Source organism: Hydrophilobacter chitinilyticus (assembly GCF_049860745.1).
Lineage (GTDB): Bacteria > Pseudomonadota > Gammaproteobacteria > Burkholderiales > Burkholderiaceae_C > Rhodoferax_B.
The window spans coordinates 3,065,025-3,089,409 of sequence record NZ_CP187561.1; the positions used below are offsets into that span (position 1 = coordinate 3,065,025).

The 24,385-nt window shown below is 63.4% G+C and carries 8 protein-coding genes and 1 pseudogene; 5 read left to right on the plus strand and 4 right to left on the minus strand.

Features of this window, described 5'->3' with window-relative positions:
* The first annotated feature begins 1 nt into the window (after position 1).
* Positions 2 to 8,689, plus strand: a complete 8,688-nt coding sequence (locus ACPWMG_RS13530; protein ID WP_483300012.1) for a glycoside hydrolase family 94 protein — start codon at positions 2 to 4, stop codon at positions 8,687 to 8,689.
* A 648-nt stretch (positions 8,690 to 9,337) separates the two neighbouring features.
* Here the strand turns inward: ACPWMG_RS13530 and ACPWMG_RS13535 are convergent.
* On the minus strand, positions 9,338 to 9,751 hold the full coding sequence (locus ACPWMG_RS13535) for a DUF2177 family protein (RefSeq protein ID WP_483300013.1): 414 nt from the start codon (positions 9,749 to 9,751) through the stop codon (positions 9,338 to 9,340).
* Between the two features lie 418 nt (positions 9,752 to 10,169).
* On the minus strand, positions 10,170 to 11,018 hold the full coding sequence (locus tag ACPWMG_RS13540) for a PA4780 family RIO1-like protein kinase (RefSeq protein ID WP_483300014.1): 849 nt from the start codon (positions 11,016 to 11,018) through the stop codon (positions 10,170 to 10,172).
* A gap of 887 nt (positions 11,019 to 11,905) precedes the next feature.
* On the opposite strand from ACPWMG_RS13540, the pseudogene ACPWMG_RS13545 reads away from it, so the two are divergent.
* From ACPWMG_RS13545 to treY, 4 genes and pseudogenes are all read left to right on the plus strand, one after another.
* A pseudogene (locus ACPWMG_RS13545) lies at positions 11,906 to 13,177 on the plus strand (glucose-1-phosphate adenylyltransferase); the annotation flags it as partial.
* Positions 13,178 to 13,299: 122 nt separating this feature from the next.
* The gene (gene glgX, locus ACPWMG_RS13550) at positions 13,300 to 15,477 is read left to right on the plus strand and encodes a glycogen debranching protein GlgX (protein WP_483300015.1); all 2,178 of its coding nucleotides are present in this window, start codon (positions 13,300 to 13,302) and stop codon (positions 15,475 to 15,477) included.
* A 14-nt stretch (positions 15,478 to 15,491) separates the two neighbouring features.
* Complete coding sequence (gene treZ, locus ACPWMG_RS13555) at positions 15,492 to 17,282, plus strand: malto-oligosyltrehalose trehalohydrolase (protein WP_483300016.1); 1,791 nt, start codon at positions 15,492 to 15,494, stop codon at positions 17,280 to 17,282.
* Positions 17,279 to 20,212 carry a malto-oligosyltrehalose synthase gene (treY, locus tag ACPWMG_RS13560; protein WP_483300017.1) on the plus strand — a complete coding sequence of 978 codons (2,934 nt, stop codon included), beginning with the start codon at positions 17,279 to 17,281 and terminating at the stop codon, positions 20,210 to 20,212. The genes treZ and treY overlap by 4 nt, the downstream gene beginning before the upstream one ends.
* A gap of 154 nt (positions 20,213 to 20,366) precedes the next feature.
* Here the strand turns inward: treY and ACPWMG_RS13565 are convergent, their stop codons facing one another.
* Both ACPWMG_RS13565 and ACPWMG_RS13570 read right to left on the minus strand, forming a co-directional pair.
* Positions 20,367 to 22,982: an excinuclease ABC subunit UvrA gene (locus ACPWMG_RS13565; RefSeq protein ID WP_483300018.1), complete on the minus strand. Its 2,616-nt coding sequence runs from the start codon at positions 22,980 to 22,982 to the stop codon at positions 20,367 to 20,369.
* 156 nt (positions 22,983 to 23,138) lie between these two features.
* Complete coding sequence (locus ACPWMG_RS13570; RefSeq protein ID WP_483300019.1) at positions 23,139 to 24,248, minus strand: alpha/beta hydrolase; 1,110 nt, start codon at positions 24,246 to 24,248, stop codon at positions 23,139 to 23,141.
* Between the last annotated feature and the right edge of the window lie 137 nt (positions 24,249 to 24,385).

Consider the following 24,385-nt stretch of genomic DNA (forward strand, 5'->3'; position numbering starts at 1 on the left):
AGTGGCTCAAACGGAACTCGGTCGACTCATCCCGGATGCGCCGGCCGCACTGTGCGCCATCCTGGATGGCGCATTGGGCGTGGTGCAGCCGCCAATTCGCTCAGAAATCTTCGGCCTGCAGCGTTTCGCGCAACACGGCAGGAGTCTGGGGCTCACGCATCGCGCGGCCGAGCCCGGTACACGCGCCGCCACCTTCGTGCCGCGACTAGAAGACAACATCCGAGCGCTGCGCCAAGCACACGGCTACATCGGTGAACAAGCTAGTACCGGCTACGACATCAGCCCCGCGGCCGAATGGCTGCTCGACAACTTCCACCTGATCGAAGCACAGCTCAAGGAAATCCGCGAAGGCCTGCCGCGTAGTTACTTCCGCGCGCTCCCGGTGCTGATTGACGAGCCTCTGGCCGGGCTGCCGCGCGTCTACGGCGTGGCCTGGGCTTTCGTGGCGCACACCGACGGCGCCTTCAACGAGGAATTGCTGGTGGCCTTCCTCTGCGCTTACCAGGAGACGCGCAAGCTGCAGCTCAACGAGTTGTGGGCGTTGCCCACCACGCTGCGCGTGGTGCTGGTGGAAAACTTGCGCCGCCTCGCCGAACGCGTGGCCACCCAAAAGGCCGCGCGCGAGGTGGCCAACCTGTGCTGGGACCATATCGACAGATTGAGCCTGGACACACTCGACAAAGTGCTGGCTCTGATGGACCAGCGCGGCGTTGGCCGCGTTTTCCTGGCCCAAATCGGCCAGCGCCTGCAGGACCTCGGCAGCAATCCTGAAATCCCTCGGCCCGCGCTGCTCGAATGGCTTCTGCGCGCGCTGCCCGACCTGGCCGCAGCACAGGCCCAGCATGCCGCGGACCAGGCGGCCGACAACTTGAGCGTGAGCAATGCACTGACGTCGCTACGCAACATTGGCGACGCCGACTGGCCGGACCTGATCGCCAGCACCAGCGGCCTGATGCGCGCGATGTTGACCTCGCCGCTGTTCGAGGCCGAACACACTGGCACGCGCGACCAGACATTGCATAGCATCGAACTGCTGGCGAGGCGGCACCAGCGCGACGAGGTCGATATTGCCGCGAAGCTGCTGGAGTTGATGCGGGCGAATTCCGGCAATGACGCCGCCAACGACGACGCCATCGATCCGGCAAGCAGCAGCGCCAGTTACTGGCTGCACGGCATGGGCCGGCCGAAACTGCTGTTGTCGCTCGGCATCCGCGAACCTTGGGCCTCGGCCTGGCAGGCCGTGGCAAGGCGGCTCAGCCTGCCGGTGTACCTCGGCTCCTTTGTGTTTTTCACGCTCGGACTGGTGGCTTGGATGCTGCTGCATCATCTGCACACAGCCGTCAGTGGCGCGACCACCGGTTGGCTGCTATGGTTGTTGGCTTTTCTGATGCTCTTTCCTGCCTCCGAGGCGGTGGCAGCGCTAGTCAACCGGCTCATCAGCGAATCGGCGCGGCCACGCCATCTGCCGCGACTCGCATTGGCCGGCGGCATCCCGCCCGAGCACCGTGTGCTGGTGGTGATCCCGGCGATGTTGACCAGCGAGGCCGGCATCAAGGAGCTCGTGCACCGGCTGCAACTGCATTACCTGGCGAATCCAGAACGCAACGCACAATTCGCACTGCTGACCGACTGGGCCGATGCTGACACGCCCAGCCTGCCAAGTGACGAGGCCTTGCTCACGAGTGCCACGGCCCACATCCGCGAACTTGAAGCGCGGTATGCCAAAGGGTCCAGCGGCTACAGTGATGAAGCGCCACGCTTCATCCTGCTGCACCGCCCGCGCAGCTTCAGCGAGACCGAACAACGCTGGATCGGCTGGGAGCGCAAACGCGGCAAACTCGAGCAACTCATTGCGGCATTGGCCCATGGCGATGCTTCCGCTTTCGTTGAACTTGGCGCCACTTCGCGCATTGCTTGCGGCACACCCTACATTGTCACGCTCGACAGCGATACCCAATTGCCGCCCGGGCGGCTGCGTGAGCTCGTCGGTGTGGCTGCACATCCGCAGAATCGCCCGCGTTTGGACGCCGCGCTGCGCCGCGTCGTCAGTGGTTACGGCATCCTGCAACCACGCGTGGTGACACCGCTGCCCGCGCCACGCGACTTCACGCCCTACCACTGGTTGTTCGCCGGTACGTGCGGCATCGATCCGTACAGCGCCGCCAGTTCCGAGGTCTACCAAGATTTGTTCGGCGAGGGCAGCTTCAGCGGCAAGGGTCTACTCAACGTGCAGGCCATGTACGCCGTGCTCGAGCAGCGCCTGCCCCCAGGCCGCGTGCTGAGCCATGATCTGCTCGAAGGCTCGCTCGCGCGCTGCGCCGCGGTGACCGACATCAACGTGATCGAAGACGCGCCATTTCATGCCGATGTGGCCGCCTCGCGCGTGCACCGCTGGACCCGCGGTGACTGGCAGTTGCTGCCGTTTTTGCTGAATCTGCGCGCCTACCCGCTGGCCACCATTAACCGCTGGAAGCTGTTCGATAATCTGCGCCGCTCGTTGGTGGCGCCGATGTCCTTGTTGCTGCTTCTGCTGGTGCTCGGCGGCGGCGGCCTGTCGCTGTGGAGTGCACTGGCCCTGGTGTTTGCGGCCTTCCTGGCCGGTCCTTTGATGGGTGCGGTGGCCGGTTTCTCGCCGAGCCGTGACGATTTGGCGCGCGAACATTTCTACCGGCAGGCTGGCATTGACTTGTGCCGCGCGCTCGCTGGTGGCCTGTGGCAGTTGGCGCAACTGCTGCAGAACGCGCTGCTCTACACCGACGCCATCGTGCGCGCGCTTTACCGCATGTTCGTCAGCCGGCGCCACCTGCTGCAATGGACCACCGCCGCCGCCGCCCAGGCTGCGGCTCAGACGCGGCTCCCCGCATTGGCGCGGCGCCACTGGATGGAGCCGGCCGCCGCCGCCCTGCTGTTCGGCGCCATCTGGCTGCTGTCGCCGGCCATGCCATCGCCTTGGGCCTCTGTGCTGTTGTGTGCCGTGTGGGCCGCAGCGCCGGTGTGGACTTGGTGGGTGAGTCGGCCGAATCCGCACCGCCAGGAGACCGCATTGCCGGTCAAGGACCAAGCCTACCTCGAAGGCATCGCGCGCGACACCTGGCGCCTGTTCGAACGCTGTGTCGGCACGGCCGAGAACCATCTGCCGCCCGACAACCTGCAGACTTCGCCGCACGATATGGTGGCGCACCGGACCTCGCCGACCAACATTGGCCTGTACCTGCTTTCCGTGGCCTGCGCGCGCCAGTTCGGATGGATCGGCACGCAGGACCTGCTCACGCGGCTCGAAGCCACTTTGGCAACGCTGCACCGCCTTCCGCGGCATCGGGGCCACTTCCTCAACTGGTATGACACCCAGCGTTGCGAGGCGCTGCTACCGATGTATGTGTCCACGGTCGACAGCGGCAATCTCAGTGGCCACCTGCTGGCCGTGGCACAGGCCTGCCGCGAGCTGGCGCGTGCCCCGTTCGATCCGATCGCCGCCACGCGCGGACTGGCGTTTTCGAAGCAAAGACTGGGCGGCCTGCTCGCCGTCACGCCGCCACTCGCACCACTTTTTCCCGGACGAAGTGAACACGCCGCCTGGGCCAGGCTACTGGCCATGCCCACGGAAGACGTGCCGGTAGAGCTGTCATTCGGTGCGTTGCTCGACCTGGCCGCTGTCGAACTGGGCGCGCTGCGGCAGCCGCCCGTCGATCCGCCGGCCGTGCCCGATGCGCTGCTTGCGCCCACGCAGGACGACCTGCTGGCCTGGAGCCTGGCAGACCACCTCGCCACGCTTCGTTCGGCCTGGCGCGACCGCCGCGCCGACAGCCCCGAAGGCCGGCTTGATGCGGAAAGCCGCTTGCGCAGCATCGCGCACGACTGCGAGCAACTCGCCTGGCAGGCTGACTTCGCCTTCCTGTACCACCCGAAGCGGCACCTGTTGCACATCGGCTACCGCGTGGCCGAGCAGCAGCGCGACGCGGGCTTCTACGACCTGCTAGCCTCCGAGTCACGCCTCACCAGCCTATTGGCGATTGCCAAGGGCGACGTGCCGGTGGCGCATTGGGCATCGCTCGGCCGGCCGTTCTATGCCGTGGGCGCGGTGGCTGGCCTACGCTCATGGTCGGGCTCGATGTTTGAATACCTAATGCCCACGCTGGTACTGGACGAACCGCACGGCAGCGTACTGCGTGAGGCCTGCCACGCCGCGCTGCGCGAGCAGATCGCCTACGGCCAAGAGCAGCAGGTGCCCTGGGGCATTTCCGAATCGGCCTATGCCGGAAGCGACCACACGCTGGCCTACCAGTACGCGCCGCAAGGCGTGCCGCGGCTCGCGCTGCGCCGCACGCCGCCGGACGAACTGGTCATCGCGCCCTATGCGACCGCGCTGGCCGCGCAGATCGCGCCGCACCGTTCGGCGCAGAACTTCTCGCGGCTCGAATCGATGGCGCCGCGGGCGCGCTACGGCTTCATCGAGGCGCTGGATTTCTCGCGCGCGCGTCAAACCGGCGGCGGCCCGTTCACCCCGGTCTACACCTTCATGGCACACCACCAGGGCATGAGCATCGTGGCGCTGGCCAACGTGCTGCTCGGCGGGCCGGCGCAGCGCTGGGGCATGGCCAACCCGAGCATCGAAGCCGTGGCCTCGCTGCTGCACGAACGCGCGCCGCGCGAGGTGCCGAAGCTGTATGCGCCGTCCAACACGCCGCCGGCACTGGCCCTGCAAAGTCGCGCGCCCGGCTTGCTGCGCGAAATACTGCCCGGCAGCTCGGCGGTGGAGCCGACACACGTGTTGTCCAACGGACGCTATAACGTCTCGCTGCGTGCCAACGGCGCGGGCTGGAGCCGCTGGCGTCAGACCGGCATCACGCGCTGGCGCGACGATGCACTGCGCGATGCCTTCGGCAGCTTCTTCTACCTGCGCCGGCCAGGTGACAGCATTGCGCCGGTGTCGATCACGCAACACCCCGCGCCCGACGCAGCCGCCAAGTACCAGAGCATCTACCACGCCGACCGTGTGTGTTTCGACGCGGCCTGGCCGCTGCTGCAAGCCCACACCACGGTCTGGGTCAGCCCCGAGGACGACATCGAGTTCCGCCGCGTCGAGCTGCGCAACCTCGGCGACAGCCCGCTCGACATCGAACTCATCTCGGCCTTCGAAATCACCCTTTCCGATCCGCGCGCCGACGAGGCGCATCCGGCCTTCACCAACCTTTTCGTGCGCGCCGAATGGCTGGCCGCTCATCAGGCGCTGCTGTTTGAACGCAAGCCGCGGCTGCCCACCGAACACGCGCTACGCGCCGCGCATTTCCTCACAGACGCCGATCCACAGATCGTGGGCCTGCGCGTGCAGACCGACCGCAACCGCTGGCAGGGTCGCAACCAAGCCAGCGGCCAGCCACGCGCCGAACTCGACGAGTTGCCGGTATCGTCACCCGGCGCCGATCCGGCGCAAGGCGTGGTGCTCAACACCGGCCTAGACCCAGTGTGTGTGCTGGCGGTACGCCTGCGCATCGCGCCGCAGGGAAAGGCCCGGCTGACCTTCGCCACGGCGGCCTCCGACGACGCCGGCACGCTGCGCGCGGTGATCGACAAATACAGCCAGCACAGCCACGTGCAACGCGCTTCGCTGATGTCGGCCACGCTCACTGGCATCCGGCTGCGCAGCCTGGGCATTGGCAGCGAGAACTTCGCCGCCGCACAGGGCCTGACCACGGCGCTGCTGCTGAGCCTGGCCCGGCCGCGCTTCGGCCCACCGGCCTTGCCTGGCCAATCCGGACAAAACGAGCCCGTCTTTGAAGGCTGCGACCGGCGCCTGCTGTGGCGCTTCGGCATCTCGGGCGACCGGCCGATCATCCTGGTGGCGGCCGGCGTGGCCGAGGGCGTGGGCATGCTGCGCTCGCTAGCGCAGGCGCTGCGGCTGTGGTCTTGGGGCGGCACGGCCTGCGACCTGGTGGTGCTGAACTCGGAGCCTTCCTCATACCTGATGGCGCTTCACCGCGAGATCGCCGCGCTGCGCGAGCGCACCCTGGCCGAGATCAGCGGCGAACCTGGTTCTGCGCAGATCGGTTTCTACCTGCTGCGCACCGAAGAACTCTCGCGCGACGAAATCAGCACACTGCAATGCCTGGCGCGCGTGCGCCTGAATGCTGACGGCCGACCGCTGCTGCACCACGTCGAGGAATGGCGCCAGCAACATGCGCTGGCCAGCACGCTGCGCGAGGAGGTCGAAGTCAGGTCTTTGGCCTCCTCGCCCGGCCGAGCCAACGCGGCGGCGCCGAGCACGGGCGACTTCGTGCCCGGCTCTGGCGAATTCCGCTTCAACGTGACTGTCGATCAGCGGCCGCTTAAGCCCTGGATCAACGTGTTGTCGAATCGTGGCTTCGGCGCGCAGATTTCTGAGGCCGGCGGCGGCTACACCTGGGCTGTGAACAGCCGGCTGAACCAACTCACGGCTTGGTCCAACGACGCGGTTGCCGACGCCCCATCGGAATGGTTCCTGCTGCAGGACCGCAAGACACGTGCGGCCTGGAACGTGGCGCCATCGGCCTGGGGCGCACTCGGCCTTGATGTCAGCGGCGAACCCACAACCTACCGCGTGACACATGGCCAGGGCTACACCCGCATCGCCCATCGGCGCGGCGATCTGGAGGTCACGGCATCCTGGTGCGTCGATGCCGCTACATCGGTGAAGCAGGTGCACATCCGGCTCGTGAACCGCGGCCACCGCACGCAGCAGTTACGCATCGTCGGCATTGCCGAATGGATCATGGGCGCGAACCGCTCGGACCGCGGCAGCACCTACACCGCCATGCACCAGGTCAACGACAGGACCACCGCGCTGCTGTGCACGCAGCGCGACCGTTCCGCCGGCTTCGGCGAAGGCACGGCCTTCCTGGCGACGTCGGCCGGCGATGCCGATTGGACCTGCGACCGCCGCGAGCTGTTCGATAGCTTAGGACGGCTGCAACTGCCCGACCGCTTCTGCCAACAGACCGGCGCCGGCCTCGACCCCTGCGCCGCCTTGGCTGTGAACGTGTCACTGGCCACCGGCGAAAGCGTGGAACAGGTGTTCTTGCTCGGCTATGGAGACAACCCAGCCACAGCCCGCGCGCTGGCGCAGCAGGCCGCAACCACCGGCGCGGCCGAACGGCTGGAAGCGGTACGCAGCCAGTGGAACACCCTGCTGGGCTCGACCACGGTGAAGACACCCGACCCGCTGTTCGATGCCCTGGTGAACCGCTGGCTGCTGTATCAGACCGTGAGCTGCCGGCTCTGGGCAAAGGCCGGCTTCTACCAGGCCGGCGGCGCCACGGGTTTCCGCGACCAATTGCAGGATGCCATGGCCCTGGCCTGGGCTGAGCCGGCCACGTTGCGTGCGCAGATCGTGCTCTGCGCCTCGCGCCAGTTTCCCGAGGGCGACGTGCAGCACTGGTGGCATGCGCCCACTGGGGCAGGCGTGCGCACGCATTTCTCTGACGACTTGTTGTGGCTCGCGCATGCCACGCATCACTACCTGCAGGCCACGGGCGACGCGTCGCTGCTCGACGAGCGGGTGCCCTTCCTCGAAGGCGCCGGCATTCCCGAACACGCCGAGGACGCGTACTACACCCCCGGCATCAGCCCACAACACGCTTCGGTGTTCGAACACGCGGCACGCGCCATCGACCGCAGCCTGGCCATCGGCAGCCACGGCCTGCCCTTAATGGGCAGCGGCGACTGGAACGACGGCATGAACCGAGTCGGCATCGAGGGCAAGGGGGAATCGGTATGGCTCGGTTGGTTCCTGTGCCGCCTGGTGGAGGACTTTGCGCCCGTGGCGGCGACCCGGGGCGAAACCGAGCGGGCGGCACGCTGGCAACACGCGGCCCACGGCTGGAAGGCCGCGCTGCAAGGCACGGCCTGGGACGGCGAATGGTTCAAACGCGCCTTTTTCGACGACGGCACGCCGCTCGGCTCCCACGTGAACAGCGAAGCCCGCATCGACCTGATTGCCCAGGCCTGGGCCGTGCTCTCGCGAGCCGCCACACCTGAGCAGCAGCACAAGGCCATGGCCGCCGTGGAGTCGCATCTTGTGGACCACGAGGCCGGCCTGGTGCGCCTGCTCGACCCGCCGCTCGACAAGGCCCAACCCAGCGCCGGCTACATTCAGGCCTATCCGCCCGGCGTGCGTGAGAACGGCGGCCAGTATTCACACGGCGCAGTCTGGTCACTGATGGCGCAGGCCGAACTCGCGCGGCAGACGCCGGGCATGGACGCGGATGTCGCTTACCGTTACTTCACCTATCTCAGTCCGGCCCATCGCGCGCGGCATCCCGCATCCGGCGCGGCCTATGCCATCGAACCCTACGTGATGGCAGGCGACGTCTATACCCAGCCGCCATACGTGGGCCGTGGCGGCTGGAGCTGGTACACCGGCTCAGCTGCCTGGATGCACCGCGCAGCCATCGAGTCCATCTTCGGGCTGAGGCAGACAGCTGAGAAACTGCGCTTCGAGCCGTGTTTGCCAGACCATTGGCCCCAGGCGGAAATCACGCTGCGGCGGCGGGAGCGGAGCATGCGGTTCATTTTTGTGAGGGGTAGGTCGGAGGCCGCACTGGCTGCGGCGAGGCTGATGTCGCCGGACATTTCGGTGCAGTTGCTCGGACTAGGGGAAACGCTGGACTGGGATGGACTGTCCGCGCAGACTTGTTTCGTGCTGCCACTCGCATAAAACGTCTTCCCATGCTCCGTGTCACGGTGGCATGAGGCATCGTCTCTCCTTTCTATGCATAGTCTGTTGCTACCGATGGAATCTTGACCAGGATGCTGGAAATAAGGCGACCATGCCCACATACAGCGGAACCGGCAGAAACGCTCAACGCTTTGACTATGTAGGGCGTCAGCGCGTCGTTAACAACCTGGTCACTGACGCATTGGTGCTGACAAGGTTGGGAAGGCATGCGTTAAATACAGTGATTGCGTTGGCTGTCTTTACGGCTCGCACTGTCCCAATGCCGTGGGATTACATCTGTATGGTGTCACAACCCTGCTGCGTGCTGCTACCGGTGCTGCAAATGCCGAAAACTGCGAGTTCAGAGCGTTGTCACCTGCCGGCGGTGCCAACCCGTCTGGACGCCCGTTCGCGGCTTTGCCCTAAAGTCCCGTGTTCATAGACGTTACAGATTTGGCAGACGGGTGCGTACGACTGTAGCCAGCCCGAAGCAGCCGTCTCTGGAAGGGGGCTCCGCAGAGAAAGCGGACACCGTAAACGGCGAAACGACTGGCCGCTGTAGCAGTAGAAGGGGCCAACCAGCTGTAGCGCCCACAGCTATTGCCTACCTAGCGACGTTTACCTGCAGCTCGTCCGAAGAGAGAGGGCTTATCTATTAATCGGCGGCAATAGTTTCATGAACACCCAGCGTCCCGCAGACGCCGAAACAGCTGTGAGCAACGTGCCCCATGTGATGTCTATCAAACTCAGTCGCAGAGGCCAATTTTGCAGCGTCGCCAGATTGGTGAGGTCATACGTGGCATAGGCGAAAAAACCGAAGAGTGCGGCAACCCACGCCGTTCGTAGCCAGCGGTTATCGGCCTGGGACACCACAGCGAAGTAAAGTACGCCCACGGGATAGAGCAAGTAAAAAGCACCCGCAGCCAGCCAATTTGGCGCAGCCGCCATGAGGTGCCCTAGGCCATCGAGATAAAGCGGTTGGGCGATGACGCCAAGCCAAGTTGCATCCAGTAAAAGCATCACCAGGACAGAGGTCACATAGGCGGCAAGGTAACAGAACATCTTTGATCGGTCGGTTTGCGAAACGCGGTTTTTTCAACGGAAGACTACAGCCTCCCGTTTTTGTATCTGCTTTAAAAACGCTAACTCATTCTCCAAGGTTTTGATGCGTGCCTCAGTCGAGCTGTCTTTAATCCCCCGAAACTCCGCAGCAAGCTTCAAGATCGACACCACAGTGCTTTAAATAGGTTCGATGATGCCAGGGCAGGCACCTTGGGTGCTATCTTTAATATCACCACAGAAAGCAAGATCACCCCTACTTTTAGTTCTCGACATGGCTTCACGCTGCTCGGCACGTGGCCCATTGGAAGGCCAGCAACAACACCTGTGACAGCGTTGCCGAGTTTTTGTACATTACCGGATATCTGTCCCTGAGCCGCTGCGCAGGATTGCAGCTCCCGCCGCTGCGGCGCAAGGCAGGTCAGCCCAGTTGCTGTATCCGAAGCACGCACGCCGCCTCCTCCATCCTAGCGTCCTCCACTTCGCGCATCACAGCCGTCAGATCAACCGCACCCTGCTGTAGTTGGTAGAGGCCCGTCAGCGGTGCCTCCACGGTCAGCGCGCCGTGTTGATACAACTGCCAGATTTCCTCGCCGTAGCGCGTGGTCTTCAAGGCCGGCGCGAACTGGCCGAAGAAGGCGCGTAGGTTGGCCACATCGCGCAGTAGCATGTGCGCCGCATGGTTGTTGCCGGCGGCATCCACCGCTTGCGGCAGGTCGATGATGATCGGGCCGTCGCTAGCCAGGAGGATGTTGAACTCGGACAAGTCTCCGTGCACCACACCCGCGCACAGCATGCGCACCACCTCGCGCAGCAGCGTGGCGTGGTGGGCCAGCGCGTCGTCTTCGCTGAACGCCACGTCGTTCAGGCGCGGTGCGGCGTCGCCTTCGGCGTCGGTCACCAACTCCATCAACAGCACGCCTTCCGCATAGTTGTAGGGCGTCGGCACCCGTACACCGGCTGCGGCAAGGCGGTACAGGGCATCAACCTCGGCGCTCTGCCACGCGGCCTCGATGGCTTGCTTGCCGAACTTCGTGCCCTTGGCCATGGCGCGCGCCTTGCGCGAATTCTTGACCTTGCGGTTCTCGGTGTAGTCGACCGCCTGCCGGAAGCTGCGGTGGGTGGCTTCCTTGTAGACCTTGGCGCAGAGCGTTTCTTCGCCCAGTCTGACGACGAAAACCATGGCTTCCTTGCCGCTCATGAGTTGGCGCACCACGGTGTCGATGAGACCTTCTTCGACGAGAGGCTGGAGTCTGTGGGGTATACGCATAAGGCATTGTCGCGGCCAACAGCTCTTCAAACTACGGAAGGACGATTTCGCTGCGACGCTCCGCGCTCCGGATTGACTGCTGCTGACCGCGTGGACCGTTCCATCAGACGTGAAAAGTTGGTCGAGCCACCTGGAATCTATTTTTTGCCGAGTGCGGTCTCGCAACCCTGACCAGTTGCAGGCGATGACCACTGACCATTCCGGCAGCATTCAACGCCAGCCCGAAGAAATGCAGGCGCTTTAGCCGCTGTCTTCTGCCGTTGCGGCTGTTGCTTTAACACACATCGCCTCGTCTCACGAGGCGATTCTCAAGAGCGCCAATCTCGACCGAAGCTTGGCGCGTTTCATTTTTCACGATCAGTGTGGCCTAAGAAGCGTAAAGCGCTTTTCTGCATCTCCTTCGTCAGTTTCGGAAACCGCTTTCTCCCCAGATTTCTCTTCGTCGGCCGGAGGCCACAAATAGAAACTGAGTGGTTCGCAGTAGCCCCAGTCGAGCAGATGCGCGAGCTCACATGGTGTGTCCATGGGACTGGAGCCCTGCGAAGGCCAAGATGGCGACGAATCGTATCCAACCACTCGGTACCACGTGCCAATCTCCAGGGCGCCAGGTGACGATTTGTGAGCTTCTGTCAAAAAAGTAAGTCAATGTAGGCATCTACCTACTTCAACTCTGCCAGAGATCCCGCAATTGAATATTGCACTGCAGCAGAACATGGAGGCCATCAGGCAACCCACCATGACCGCTGCACCTTCTCCCGCTCCGTCAATGCGGACGAAGCCTCAGCGAACATGTGCCGGCCCCCTGCACCTGACCGTATTCCCGCTTTTCACTGTTCATTTATCCAACCGCCTCACAAAAGGCTGACCTTTCCACTGGAGCTAATGCCATGTCTCGCACCCGAAATGTATTGGCGATTGTGATGGCCGGAGGGGAAGGCTCCCGCCTTCACCCCCTCACCGCTGATCGCTGCAAACCTGCAGTGCCCTTCAACGGCCAGCACCGTATCGTGGACTTCGTGCTCTCCAATCTGGTCAACTCGGAGATCTACTCGATCTACCTGCTGGTGCAGTACAAGTCTCAGTCCCTCATCGAGCACATCCGTAGCTCCTGGACCATGACGCGTTTCATTCCCCAGCACTTCGTCACCGTGGTGCCGCCCCAGATGCAAAACGGCCCGGAGTGGTTCCAGGGTACGGCCGACTCGGTGTACCAGAACATCCACCTGATCGAATCTTTCCAGCCCGACATCGTGGCCGTGTTCGGCGCCGACCACATCTACCGCATGGACGTTCGCCAGATGGTGGACTTTCACCGGGAAAGCCAGGCCCATGTGAGCGTAGCCACCCTGCCAATTCCGCTGTCGCAATGCGGCCAATTTGGCATCGTAGAGGTTGATGCGCACGACCGCATTGCGAACTTTGTGGAAAAGCCCAAGATCACCCGACCCATGTACGGCAGCAGCACACACGCACTGGCCTCCATGGGCAACTACCTGTTCAATGCCGACGTGCTGCTTGACGCGCTCAAGAAAGCACACGCCACAGGCCATAGCGATTTCGGCCGCGACATCTTGCCCACCATGCTGCAGTCGCACCGGCTGATGGCGTACGACTTCACCAAGAACAAGATTCCTGGTACGGCTCCGTTTGAAGAGCAGGCGTACTGGCGTGATGTGGGCACCATCGATGCGTACTTCGATGCGCATTTCGACACCCTTGGCGCTACACCCCGCTTTCGCCTCACCAACGGCGACTGGCCTATCTACGCCAGTCCCGACCAAGCAGAATCGGCCCAGATCGAGAACGGCATGATCAACCGGTCGGTCGTTGGCTCCGGCAGCATCGTCGACGGTGCCTCGCTCGACCATGCCATGCTGCGCCGCTGTGTGGTGGTGGAGCGCAATGCGAAGCTAGAGCATTGCATCGTCATGGAACGCTCGCGCGTAGGCCACGGCGCGCACATTCGCCGCGCCATCATCGACCAGGACAACGACATTCCGCCGCACGAACGTATTGGGTTCGACGAAGCAGAAGACCGGCGGCGCTTTCATGTGACCGAAAGCGGCATCGTCGTCGTGCCACGCAAGTTCTTCCCGGCCCGCAGTACCGTGATGCAGGGCAACAAAGCCAAGGTGGAGAGGCTTCGCCCTGCCGCTGCCCCCACTGCCCCTGCCCCTGCTCATGCTCATGCTCATGCTCATGCTCATGCTCATGCTCATGCTCATGCTCATGCTCCTGCCGCCCGGGCTGGCGGTTTCCAAGCTGCTGCCTGAAAGCCATCATGCAATCCAATGAACCCGCAAAGGCAGCACGCAACCCAAACCCCACCACACGCCATGCCGTAAGCCCGGGCCGCTGCTGGCCCCTGGGCGCTGCTGTAGATACGCTAGGGGTGAACTTTGCCGTCTACTCCTCCATCGCCACGCGCGTGGAGGTCTGTCTCTTCTCCGAACGTGACCGTGAGATCGCGAGGATAGCCCTGCCCTGCCTGACCGACGATGTCTGGCACGGCCATATCGCCGGAATCAAGGCCGGCCAACGCTATGGCCTGCGCGTTTATGGTCCGTACGATCCGCAATCGGGCATGCGCTGCAATCCCGCCAAGCTGTTAATGGACCCCTACGCGCGGGCTTTGGACCGCCCCGTGCGCGGAGCCCTCGACCAATTTGGCTATGCGCTGGACCAGCCGGAGCAGGACCTCATGGCCAGCACTGATGACAACGGCCGCACGGCGCCCAAGAGCCGTGTGACGCGCTCACGCTTCAATTGGGGCGATGATGCGCCGCCCCGCGTTCCTGCGCGCGATACCGTCTTCTACGAGGTGCACGTGAAAGGCTTTACCCAGACCCACCCAGGCATTCCCGAAGATTTGCGGGGGAGATACGCAGGGTTGGCATCTCCTGCAGCCATCGCGCATTTCAAGCGGCTGGGTGTGACGAGCGTGGAACTGTTGCCGGTGCAGGCCTTCATCGACGACCAGCGCCTGGTTGAAATGCAACTGAGCAACTACTGGGGCTACAACACGGTGTCCTTTTTCGCGCCCGAGCCGCGTTATGCGTCGCCGGCCAGCACGGACGGGGGCGTGGACGAGTTCAAGGCCATGGTAAAGGCGCTGCACGCCGCAGGTCTTGAGGTCATCCTGGACGTGGTCTACAACCACACCGGGGAAGGAAATCACCTGGGGCCCACGTTGAGCCTCAAGGGCATCGACCATGCCGCGTACTATCGCCTGACCGAGGATCGCCGCATGTGCATGGACTACACCGGCACCGGCAACACGGTGGACACCAGCAGTCCCCCGGCCTTGAAGCTGGTGATGGACAGCCTGCGCTACTGGGTGCAGGAGATGCACGTGGACGGCTTTCGATTCGACCTGGCGTCCGCCCTGGGACGCGACGACGCAGGGGCCTACACACTGCGCGCGCCGTTCTTCGCGGCACTGGCGCAGGATCCGGTGTTATCCCGCGTCAAGCTGATTGCCGAGCCATGGGACCTGGGGACCTATGGCTACCAGCTAGGCGGCTTTCCGGTGGGATGGATGGAGTGGAATGGCCGCTACCGTGATGCCGTGCGCGAGTATTGGATCAACGGGGACGCCAGCCTGCCCGCCTTTGCGGCATGTCTGTGCGGCTCGGCGGACATGCTGCAGCCGCGCCGTCGCCGCCCCACCGCCAGCGTCAACATGGTCACCGTGCATGATGGCTTCACACTGGCTGATCTGGTGAGCTACAACGAAAAGCACAACGAGGCCAACGGTGAGAATGGCCAGGATGGCGAATCGCACAACCGCAGTTGGAACTGTGGCGCCGAAGGCGAAACCGAGGACGGCGAAGTGCTGCGGCTACGCGAGAGGCAGGTGCGCAACTTCCTGGCAACGCTGTTCATGTCGCATGGTACGCCCCTGCTGCTGGGCGGCGATGAACTGGGCCGAACCCAGCAGGGCAACAACAACGGCTACTGCCAGGACAGCCCTCTTTCCTGGTTCGACTGGCAGCGCGCGCAGGAGCATGCAGACCTGCAGGCCTACACCCAGGCCTTGCTGGCCCTGCGCAAGGCCCTGCCGGTGGTGCGCCCCGATGTGTGGCCACTGGATGACGCGGGCCTCCCCCAACTCGTGACGGTCGCCTGGCACAGCGTGTGGGGCATCGACATGACGCCCGAAGAATGGGATGACCCCAGCGCGCGCTGCGTGGCGGCGGTGATGGAGAGCATGGCCGAGCACGAGCTGTCCGTGATGCTGCTGTTCAATGCCACAGGAGACGAGGCGACCTTTATGTTGCCGCCCCACGAAGCGGGCCGCACCTGGACACTGCGTGCGGATACGCGCGACACCCAGGTGTATGCCCCGGACGCGGAATCCGGCGCACCCACCATCGAGGCAGGCGGCCAGCACACACTGATGCCCTACTCCATGGCCATTTTGACGGCCCCGTCCGAGGCCATCCTCACCTCGCCATGAAGCGCATTCACACCATGCCATTCGGGGCCCGGCTGCTGGCAGATGGCGGCGCGCGATTCTCGCTGTGGGCACCTGCCGCACAACAGCTTTCCCTGTGGTATCGCCCGTCCTTGCAGACGGCAGAAAACGTGATCGAGGCCGTGCGCATGGAGGGTGGCTGGTGGCAGGCGAACGTGGCGGATGCCAGCGCTGGGACCCTCTACCGCTGGCGGGTGGATGGCAAGCTCGATGTGCCAGACCCGGCCTCGCGCAGCAACCCATGGGGGCCCCACGAGCCCAGCGTGCTGACCGATCCCAATAACTACGCCTGGGCAACCGCCTGGACGGGGCGCCCATGGCATGAACTCGTGTTCTATGAACTGCATGTGGGCAGCTTTACCCCGTCGGGAACGTTCGAGGAAGCTGCGCGCCGCCTGCCCGAGCTAGCAGACCTGGGATTTACCGCCGTGCAACTCATGCCGCTTGCGGGATTCGCCGGACAATGGGGCTGGGGCTATGACGGCGTATTACCGTTTGCACCGCATGCAGCCTATGGCACACCCCAAGAGCTCAAGCGATTCGTGGATCAGGCGCATGCATTGGGCATGTGCGTGTTCGTCGACGTGGTCTACAACCACTTCGGCCCTGAGGGCAATTACCTCCACGCCTACGCGCCTGATTTTTTCTCCAGCAGCCACACCAGTCCGTGGGGGGCGGCCATCAACTTCGACCAAGCGGGCAGCACTGTGGTGCGCGACTTCTTCGTGCACAACGCGCTGTACTGGATCGAGGAGTTCAACATGGACGGCCTGCGCCTGGACGCGGTGCATGCCATGGCCGATGACAGCCGGCCCGACATCCTGACGGAACTGAGCGCGCGCGTGCGTACGCTGGCTGCAGCCAGCGGGCGACAGGTGCATCTGGTGCTCGAAAACGAGAAGAACCAGGCCGCGCGGCTGGCCCCCAGCCCCACCCCTGGCCTGTACGACGCCCAGTGGAACGACGACTTTCACCACGCGGTGCATGTGGCGCTGACCCATGAATCCCAAGGCTACTACGCCAAGTTCGCAGGCCAGCCGCTGGCTTTTCTGGCGCGCGTGCTGACGGAAGGCTTCGCGTTTCCCGAAGAGGCCAGCGCCGCCGGGGGCGCCCCTCCGTCACTGTCATGCATGGTCAACTTCATCGGCAACCATGACCAGATTGGTAACCGGGCCTTCGGCGAGCGCCTGGGCCAGTTGACGACCGCAGAGGGCGCGCAGCTCGCACTACTGCTGTCCCTGCTCACCCCGGCCACGCCCATGGTGTTCATGGGCGATGAGTTTGCCGCCTCCACGCCGTTCCTGTACTTCGCGCACTGGGATGGCAGTCTGCGAGACGCGGTACGCGAAGGCCGGGCACGCGAGTTCGGCCACGCGGTGACGGGGGACGCGATGCTGCCGGACCCTTGCGACGCAGCCACTCTGCAGGCCAGCCGGCTGCAGTGGGGCGAATCGGAGACAGCCCCCGGACAGATCCGTCGGACACTCGTGCAGCGAGCACTGGAGGCGCGACGCCTCTGGCTGCAGCCCCGTGCACAGCAACTATGCCCGCAAGGGCATGCAGCACACCTCGTGGGAAAAAGCGGCTTGCGTTTGACCTGGCACTACCGGGATGGAACAACGCTGGGGATGGAATTGAACCTGGGACCAGAAGCGGTGGAAGCGCCCCCTTCGGCCAGCGCCGCTGACACCGCCGCCGTGGAGGTGTTCAGCCACCACTGGTCGGGTGATGCCGGACAGTGGGCCCCCTGGTCGGCCCGCTGGACCTGTACCGAAGGGCCCCCATGAGCCAGGACATCCCTCCACAGGACGTGCCCGCCGCCGAGCTGCCACCGCTGGCCTCGGCCGACGTGCCCCAATCGACCTACCGGCTGCAGCTGAACCACACCTTCACCTTTGCGCAGGCGACGGCCATCGTGCCCTACTTGCACGATCTCGGCGTGAGCCATCTCTACACCTCGCCCTACCTCAAGGCGGCCGCTGGCAGCATGCACGGGTATGACGTCGTGGACCCGACGATGCTGAACCCCGAGATCGGCACAGAGGCAGAGCACACAAACCTGTGCCAGGCCTTGTCAGAACGCGGCATGGGCCACGTGCTGGACATCGTGCCGAACCACATGGGCGTGCAGGACCCCGCCAACCGCTGGTGGCAAGACGTTCTTGAGCATGGAGAAGCCTCGCCACACGCGGCCACTTTTGACATTGAATGGCATCCCGCCAACCCCCAGACCGGGCGGCGCATCCTGCTGCCCGTGCTGGGTGACCACTATGGCAAGGTACTGGAGGCTGGCGAACTGCAACTGCGCTTCGATGCCCACCAGGGACGCCTGCAGGTGGCCTACTGGGCGCAGGCGTTTCCACTCGATCCGCGCAGCTATGCACAGGTGCTGGCAGCGGTGGCCATGCCAGCGGCGGCACCAGCCGACGAGCAGGCGGAAGTCGCATCGCTGGTGCACGCCCTGGGCCAGCTACCGCCCCAGGGCAGCGACGATCCACAGCAGCGCGCCGCTCGCCTGGGCGATGCCCCTCTGTGCCAGCGCAGGTTGGCAGACTTGGCGCAGGCCCACCCCTGGGTACAAGACTGGGTGCAGGCCTGCTTGGCGCGCGCCAATGGCCAGGTGGGGAACGCTGCAAGCTTCAACCTGCTCGAAGCGGTGCTGCAGGCCCAAACCTACCGGTTGGCCAACTGGCGCGCCGCGGGCGACGACATCAACTACCGCCGCTTCTTCGACATCAACGCCCTGGCGGCGATCCGCATGGAAGACCCCAAGGTCTTCGAGGCCGTAAACGCGCTGCCCCTGCGCTGGCTGGCCGAGGGAAAGGTGACGGGCCTGCGCATCGACCACCCCGACGGGCTGGCAGATCCGGCACGGTATTTCGAGCGGCTGCAGCAGCGCCACGCCGCGCAGCGCATGGCCCAGGGCCAGCCGCCGCAGGCGCTGTACCTGTTGGTTGAAAAGATCATGGCCGACCATGAGCCGTTGCCCGCCGATTGGCTGGTGCATGGCGGCACGGGCTATCGCTTCAGCACGCTAGTCAATGGCCTGTTCGTCGCCGCCGACGCGCAGGAGCGCTTCGACGCCATCTATGGCACGTTCACCGGAGACACCAAACCTTTCGAACAGGCCCGCTACGAGTGCAAGCGACTGATCATCGAGACGGCGCTGTTCAGCGACATGGCCTGGTTGGTGAACACCCTCAGCCGCATCAAACGGGCCGACCGCTCGGTGTGCGACTTCACCCACAACCAGTTGCGCGTGGCGCTGGTGGAGGTGGCGGCGCATTTTCCGGTGTACCGGACCTACGTCGTCCCCGGCGGCGCCCCGCCCAGCGAGGCCGACTTGCAGCACATCGCCTGGGCCATCAGCGCTGCGCGCCGGCACCTGGGTTCGGCGGAAGTCGGTGTGTTGGTCTACCTGCAGGCGCTGCTGCAGGGTGAGCCAGGGCCTGAGCCCGGGCTGCGCGAAAGCTTCATCCGGCGTTGGCAGCAGTTCACTGCGCCCGTGATGGCCAAGGCCGTCGAGGACACACTCTTCTACCGCTATGTGCGACTGCTCTCGCTCAATGACGTGGGGGCGGAGCCGCGGCGCTTCGGCGTTTCGGTGGCGGCCTTCCACCAGAGCAACCTGCAACGTGCACGCTACCTGCCCCATGAAATGCTCGCAACCTCTACGCACGACAGCAAGCGTTCGGAGGACGTACGGGCACGGCTCAATGTGTTGTCCGAAATGCCTGATGCTTGGCGGGAAACGGTGCAGGCGCTGCAGGCTTGTGGCCAGCGTTTCGAGGTGGAGGTTGATGGTCAGCTATCGCCGCTTCCCATTGACCTCTGGGGCCTTTATCAGGCCATGGTCGCCATATGGCCGGTCCATGCGACGAGTGCGCAAGAGCGTCAGGAGCTGATACCACGCATCCAGGGCTACAAGGAAAAAGCCATGCGTGAAGCCAAGCTCATGAGCCACTGGCTGTTTCCTAACGAGGCGTATGAAGCGGCCGTGCGCGCCTACATCGAGAAAACCCTGTCCACTGACCGCTTTGTGGCCGTGCTCGAGGCGTTCGTGCAACGCATCGCGCCGTATGGCTTTCGCAATAGCCTTGCCCAATTGGCGCTGAAGCTCAGCACGCCGGGCGTACCGGACATCTACCAGGGCTGCGAGGTCTGGAATTTCTCTTTGGTGGACCCGGACAACCGTCGCCCTGTAGACATGGAGGCGCTGGCCGCATCCCTGCAGCCGCTGCGAACGCTGTACCAAGGCGAGGGCCGCTATCCAACCGCTGCCGACTGGCAGGCGCTACTGGGTGACGGCCTTGACATGCCCGCCGGTGCCAAGCAACTGGTCACTTGGCGCCTGCTGCAACTGCGCCGGAAGATGCCCTTGCTGTTCCGCGATTCGCTGTATCTGCCGCTGGCCATAGAGGGACCGTCGCAAGACCATGCATTGGCGTTTGCCCGCATTGGCGGGGAACAGGCCATCGTGGTCGTCTGCGGCCGGCTGTTGGTTGGCCTAGGTGAACGCGGATGGAGCGGTACGCACATGGCTCTGGCCTCGATTCACCCTGCCCTTGCACGCCCGAGGAGTTGGCTCAACTGGATGACCGGAGACACGCTGGCCAATGCACCGGAACATTCCCTGGATGACCTGCTGGGCGATATCGCTGCCGCCAGTGCCTGCATGCCCTTTGCAGTTCTGGTGGCGCAAGACGATGCCGGCTAGTTTTGGCCGAACAGAGCCGGTGAGTAACAGCATGACTCAGTTCGGTGGCGGCTTGATCGTAAGCAAGCGTCTGCCGCTCTAACCTCGAAAGCAACGCCTAAAGATCAGGAAACCGGTTCCGAAGCGCTTGCGACGGTTAATGACTATCCTCTCGCTATTCGAAAGCCTTTTCCTGCGCTAAGTAGCGAGCGGTTCGAGAGACTGCATGCTTCGCCACCGCCTCAGGTGTTCCGCTTGCGACGATGCATCCCCCGTCCGCACCGGCGCCTGGGCCAATGTCAATGACCCAGTCGCTTTGAGCCACGAATTGCATGTCATGCTCCACCACCACGACGGTGTTCCCCGCCTGCACAAATGCGTCAAGCTGGCTCAAGAGTTTTTCTACATCTGCGGGGTGCAGGCCAGTGGTCGGCTCGTCTAAGACATATAGCGTATGGCCCCGCTGCGTCCTTTGCAGTTCGGTCGCGAGCTTGATGCGTTGAGCCTCGCCGCCTGAAAGCTCGGTTGCGGGTTGCCCAAGCCGGAGATAGCCGAGACCGATATCGCGTAGAACTTCGAGGGAGCGAAGCACGGATGGCTCGGAGGCAAAAGCCACACATGCGGCTTGCACCGTGAGGCCCAACACATCTGCAATCGTGAGACCGTTCCACGTAACCGCTAGCGTCTCCGAGTTATAGCGCGAGCCGTGGCAGGTTGTACATGGGGCATAGGCCATGGGCAGGAAGGCCAGCTCCACGCTCACAAAGCCCTCCCCCTCGCAAGTCGGGCATCGACCCTTGGCGACATTAAACGAGAAGCGCCCCGCATCGAACCGCTTGGTCCTTGCCGCAGGCGTCGCGGCGAACAGCTTTCGGACCACGTCAAACAAGCCGGTATAGGTCGCGAGATTGGAGCGAGGTGTTCTCCCAATAGGTTTCTGGTCGACGAGCACCAAGCGCCGAACCTTGTCAGTGGCCCCTCCTAAAGTGCCACGGGTGGGAGACAGTTCCTCCTGGGAGGAAGTTGCACCTGGGTCATCGTCTTCCGTTGACGCGTCGGGTGGCAGTTCAGATAGGTGGTCCTCCGGAGTCGGTGCTTCCTTGCCGAGATGCAGGCTGACCAGCTCCAACAGTGCCTGGCTCACCAAACTCGACTTCCCAGAACCTGAAACTCCTGTCACGGAGGTCAGGCATCCGATCGGAAATGCGGTGTCCACACCCTGCAAATTATTGCGGTGCACATCGTGCAGGGTCAGCCATTCTTTAGGCTCGTGGCGAGGTCGGGATAGACGTTTGTCGGTGTCGAAAAGATAGCGTCTCGTCTGTGAATCGGCCACCCCTGCCAAGCCAGATGGAGGCCCGCTGTAAAGCACCCGTCCACCAAGCTCGCCGGCCTCAGGCCCGACGTCGACCAGCCAATCGGCCCGTCGCATGGTCGAGATGTCGTGCTCGACGACAAAAATGGAGTTGGCCGCTGACTTCAAGCGGTCCAGTGCGGTGAGCAGCGATTCGCTATCCGCCGGATGCAGGCCTGCCGAGGGCTCATCCAGAACATACACAACGCCAAACAGCTGTGACGAAAGTTGGGTTGCCAGACGCAGCCGTTGCAATTCTCCGGGCGACATGCTTGGTGTCGCACGGTCCAGGGCCAGATAACCCAGACCAAGATCCGTAAGCGCCTTGATGCGCCCCAGCAGTTCACGGGCAATACGTTGGGCTACAAGACGCTTCTCTGCCGTGAGTTTCGCGCTCTTCGGGACATTGGCGCGAAGGTTCTTGCGCGAGGCGGCGGGCGGCGCAATTGCCCCAGCAAACGGTTGGAGGAGCGTTCTCAGCGCGTTCAATGGCAAGTGTGTGAACTCACCGATATCCAGTCCGGCGAAGGTGACGGAAAGCGATTCAGGCTTGAGCCGTTTGCCCTGGCAGGCTGGGCACGCCGTGCCGACCATGAACCGAGCGACCTTGCGTTTCATCATCGGGCTCTGGCTGGTGGCAAAGGTGTGCATCACATGGCGGCGCGCGCTGGTGAACGTACCCATGTAGCTAGGCGGTTGCTTCGCCCGACGCAGGCGTTGAACATCTCTCAGCCCAAGGCCGGCATAAACAGGCACGGTGGGCTGCTCGTCGGTGAACAGAATCCAGTCTCTTGTCTTCTTTGGCAGTTTCTTCCAGGGAATGTCGATGTCGTATCCCAGGCTCGTCAGGATGTCTCGCAGATTCTGCGCTTGCCAGGCGCCTGGCCATGCGGCTACCGCGCGCTCACGAATGGTGAGTGAATCATCAGGCACCATCGACGCTTCATTAACCTCGAAGACGCGTCCCAGTCCGTGGCAGTGGGGACACGCGCCTTGCGGCGTGTTGGGGGAAAATTCGGCGGCGGCGAGAAGTTGCTGCCCCGGTGGATAGGTGCCCGTGCGGGAATACAGCATCCGAACCAGGCTGGAGATGGTCGTGACGCTGCCCACGGAGGAACGGGCCGTAGCAGCGCCGCGCTGCTGCTGGAGTGCCACGGCTGGGGGCAGACCCTCTATGCTCTCGACCTGCGGCGCACCGACTTGGTCGATGAGCCTTCGCGCGTAAGGGGCGACCGACTCGAAGTATCTGCGCTGCGCCTCGGCGTAGACAGTGCCAAACGCCAACGATGACTTGCCCGAACCAGAGACACCGGTAAAGACGACCAACTGGTTTCTGGGGATGTCTACATCCACGTCCTTGAGGTTGTGCTCTCTAGCACCGCGAACTCTGATGAAGTTGTCGGATGGTGGCGCGATATTTAGCTGCTTCCGAGGCATGAGAACTCCCATGTTGGCCAGCTCAGGCTGACTTGACTTCAATGTATTGGTCGGGGGACGGTCCACTCGGAAAATACCGCCCCTGAGGCAACCCGAAAAATTCACTACCGCTACAGCCAATTCCCCGCCCAGGTGCAAGCGCTCTTTCCTAACCGTTCAAAGTGGTTTCGAGGCAAAAGCTTGCTGAAGACGCTGACCAGCATAAGCCTGCGCATCTTTTGACTTTTGAACGACCGCCGCCATGCCAAAGAATTCATGCGTCACGCCGGCCATTTCTTTACGCTCCACCGATACGTTGGCTTTCTTCAGTGCATCTTCGAGTTTTGCACCATCGGAACGCAAGGGATCAATCCGGGCATTGATGATCGTGACAGGAGGAAGTCCCTCCAGTTTCGCTGCAATCAGATTCAAGCGCGGATCTTGAAGCTCTTCCTTAGACGTCGTCAGGTGTTGAACGAACCATGCCACCATCGCGCGATTCAAGGGTTTCGCCAAAGCGTTCTCCAAATATGATTCGGTGTTGAGGCTTGTCTGGGCCACGGGGTAAACCGCCAGGACGTGGGTGGGCTGCTGCAGGTTGGCATCGCGAGCGGCGATGGCCGTCGCTACGGCAAGATTGCCGCCCGCGCTCTCCCCTGCCAGAGCTACCTTTTTCGGATCGCCTTTTAGCGAGGCCGCATTCGCAAGAGCCCACTTATAGGCCGCCAGTGCGTCGTCCCAGGCAGCCGGGAACTTGTTCTCTGGGGCTTGTCGATAATCCACGGAGATCACGATTGCGTTGGCTTGCTTGGCAATCCCACGTGCGCCGCCGTCATAGACCTTCCGATCGGCAATGACCCATCCGCCGCCGTGGAAGTAAACCACCACGGGAAACGGGCCGGCGCCGTCTGGTGTGTAGACCGTGGAGGGCAATTTGCCTAAAGCCCCATCCACGGTAATGTCAGCTGTGCTGACGCCTGGAACCAACTGTGTTGGGTCGATGCTCATGCCTTTGGCTTTCAGCACCGCATTCACAGCATCGCTGGGCGTGGGTTGAACACGAGCTTCGGCTGGTGTCAGTTTTTCAATAGCCTTTGGCTTCATCGCAGCGTGAGCGTCGAGGACAGCCTTCATGTCAGCGTCTGCTCGAACGGATGCGGTGGCCTTTGCGATAGCGGTTGAAACCTTACCTGGCTCCTTGTCATCAGTTGCCATGGCGGCCCCCACCACTGCACAGGAAGCGAGTGCTGCGATGAGTGGCTTAAAGCGGAATGAATAGTGACGCATGGAATCTCCTTGGATTGGGCGAGAGTGCTCACAAGTATTACGAAGGAGGGAGGGTGTCAAAGCGTAGGCGCAAAACCCATGAGAAGGTGGTATTGCGCCTTGAGTGAGTTCCGCAGAGCAGACGAGTAGGCAGTCGC

What these genes read in the sequence shown, in the direction of transcription:
- ACPWMG_RS13535 (WP_483300013.1), bottom strand. Translation starts at nt 9,751, where the DNA reads ATGTTCTGTTACCTTGCCGCCTATGTGACCTCTGTCCTGGTGATGCTT.
- ACPWMG_RS13540 (WP_483300014.1), bottom strand. Translation starts at nt 11,018, where the DNA reads ATGCGTATACCCCACAGACTCCAGCCTCTCGTCGAAGAAGGTCTCATC.
- glgX (WP_483300015.1), top strand. Translation starts at nt 13,300, where the DNA reads ATGCAATCCAATGAACCCGCAAAGGCAGCACGCAACCCAAACCCCACC.
- treZ (WP_483300016.1), top strand. Translation starts at nt 15,492, where the DNA reads ATGCCATTCGGGGCCCGGCTGCTGGCAGATGGCGGCGCGCGATTCTCG.
- treY (WP_483300017.1), top strand. Translation starts at nt 17,279, where the DNA reads ATGAGCCAGGACATCCCTCCACAGGACGTGCCCGCCGCCGAGCTGCCA.
- ACPWMG_RS13565 (WP_483300018.1), bottom strand. Translation starts at nt 22,982, where the DNA reads ATGCCTCGGAAGCAGCTAAATATCGCGCCACCATCCGACAACTTCATC.
- ACPWMG_RS13570 (WP_483300019.1), bottom strand. Translation starts at nt 24,248, where the DNA reads ATGCGTCACTATTCATTCCGCTTTAAGCCACTCATCGCAGCACTCGCT.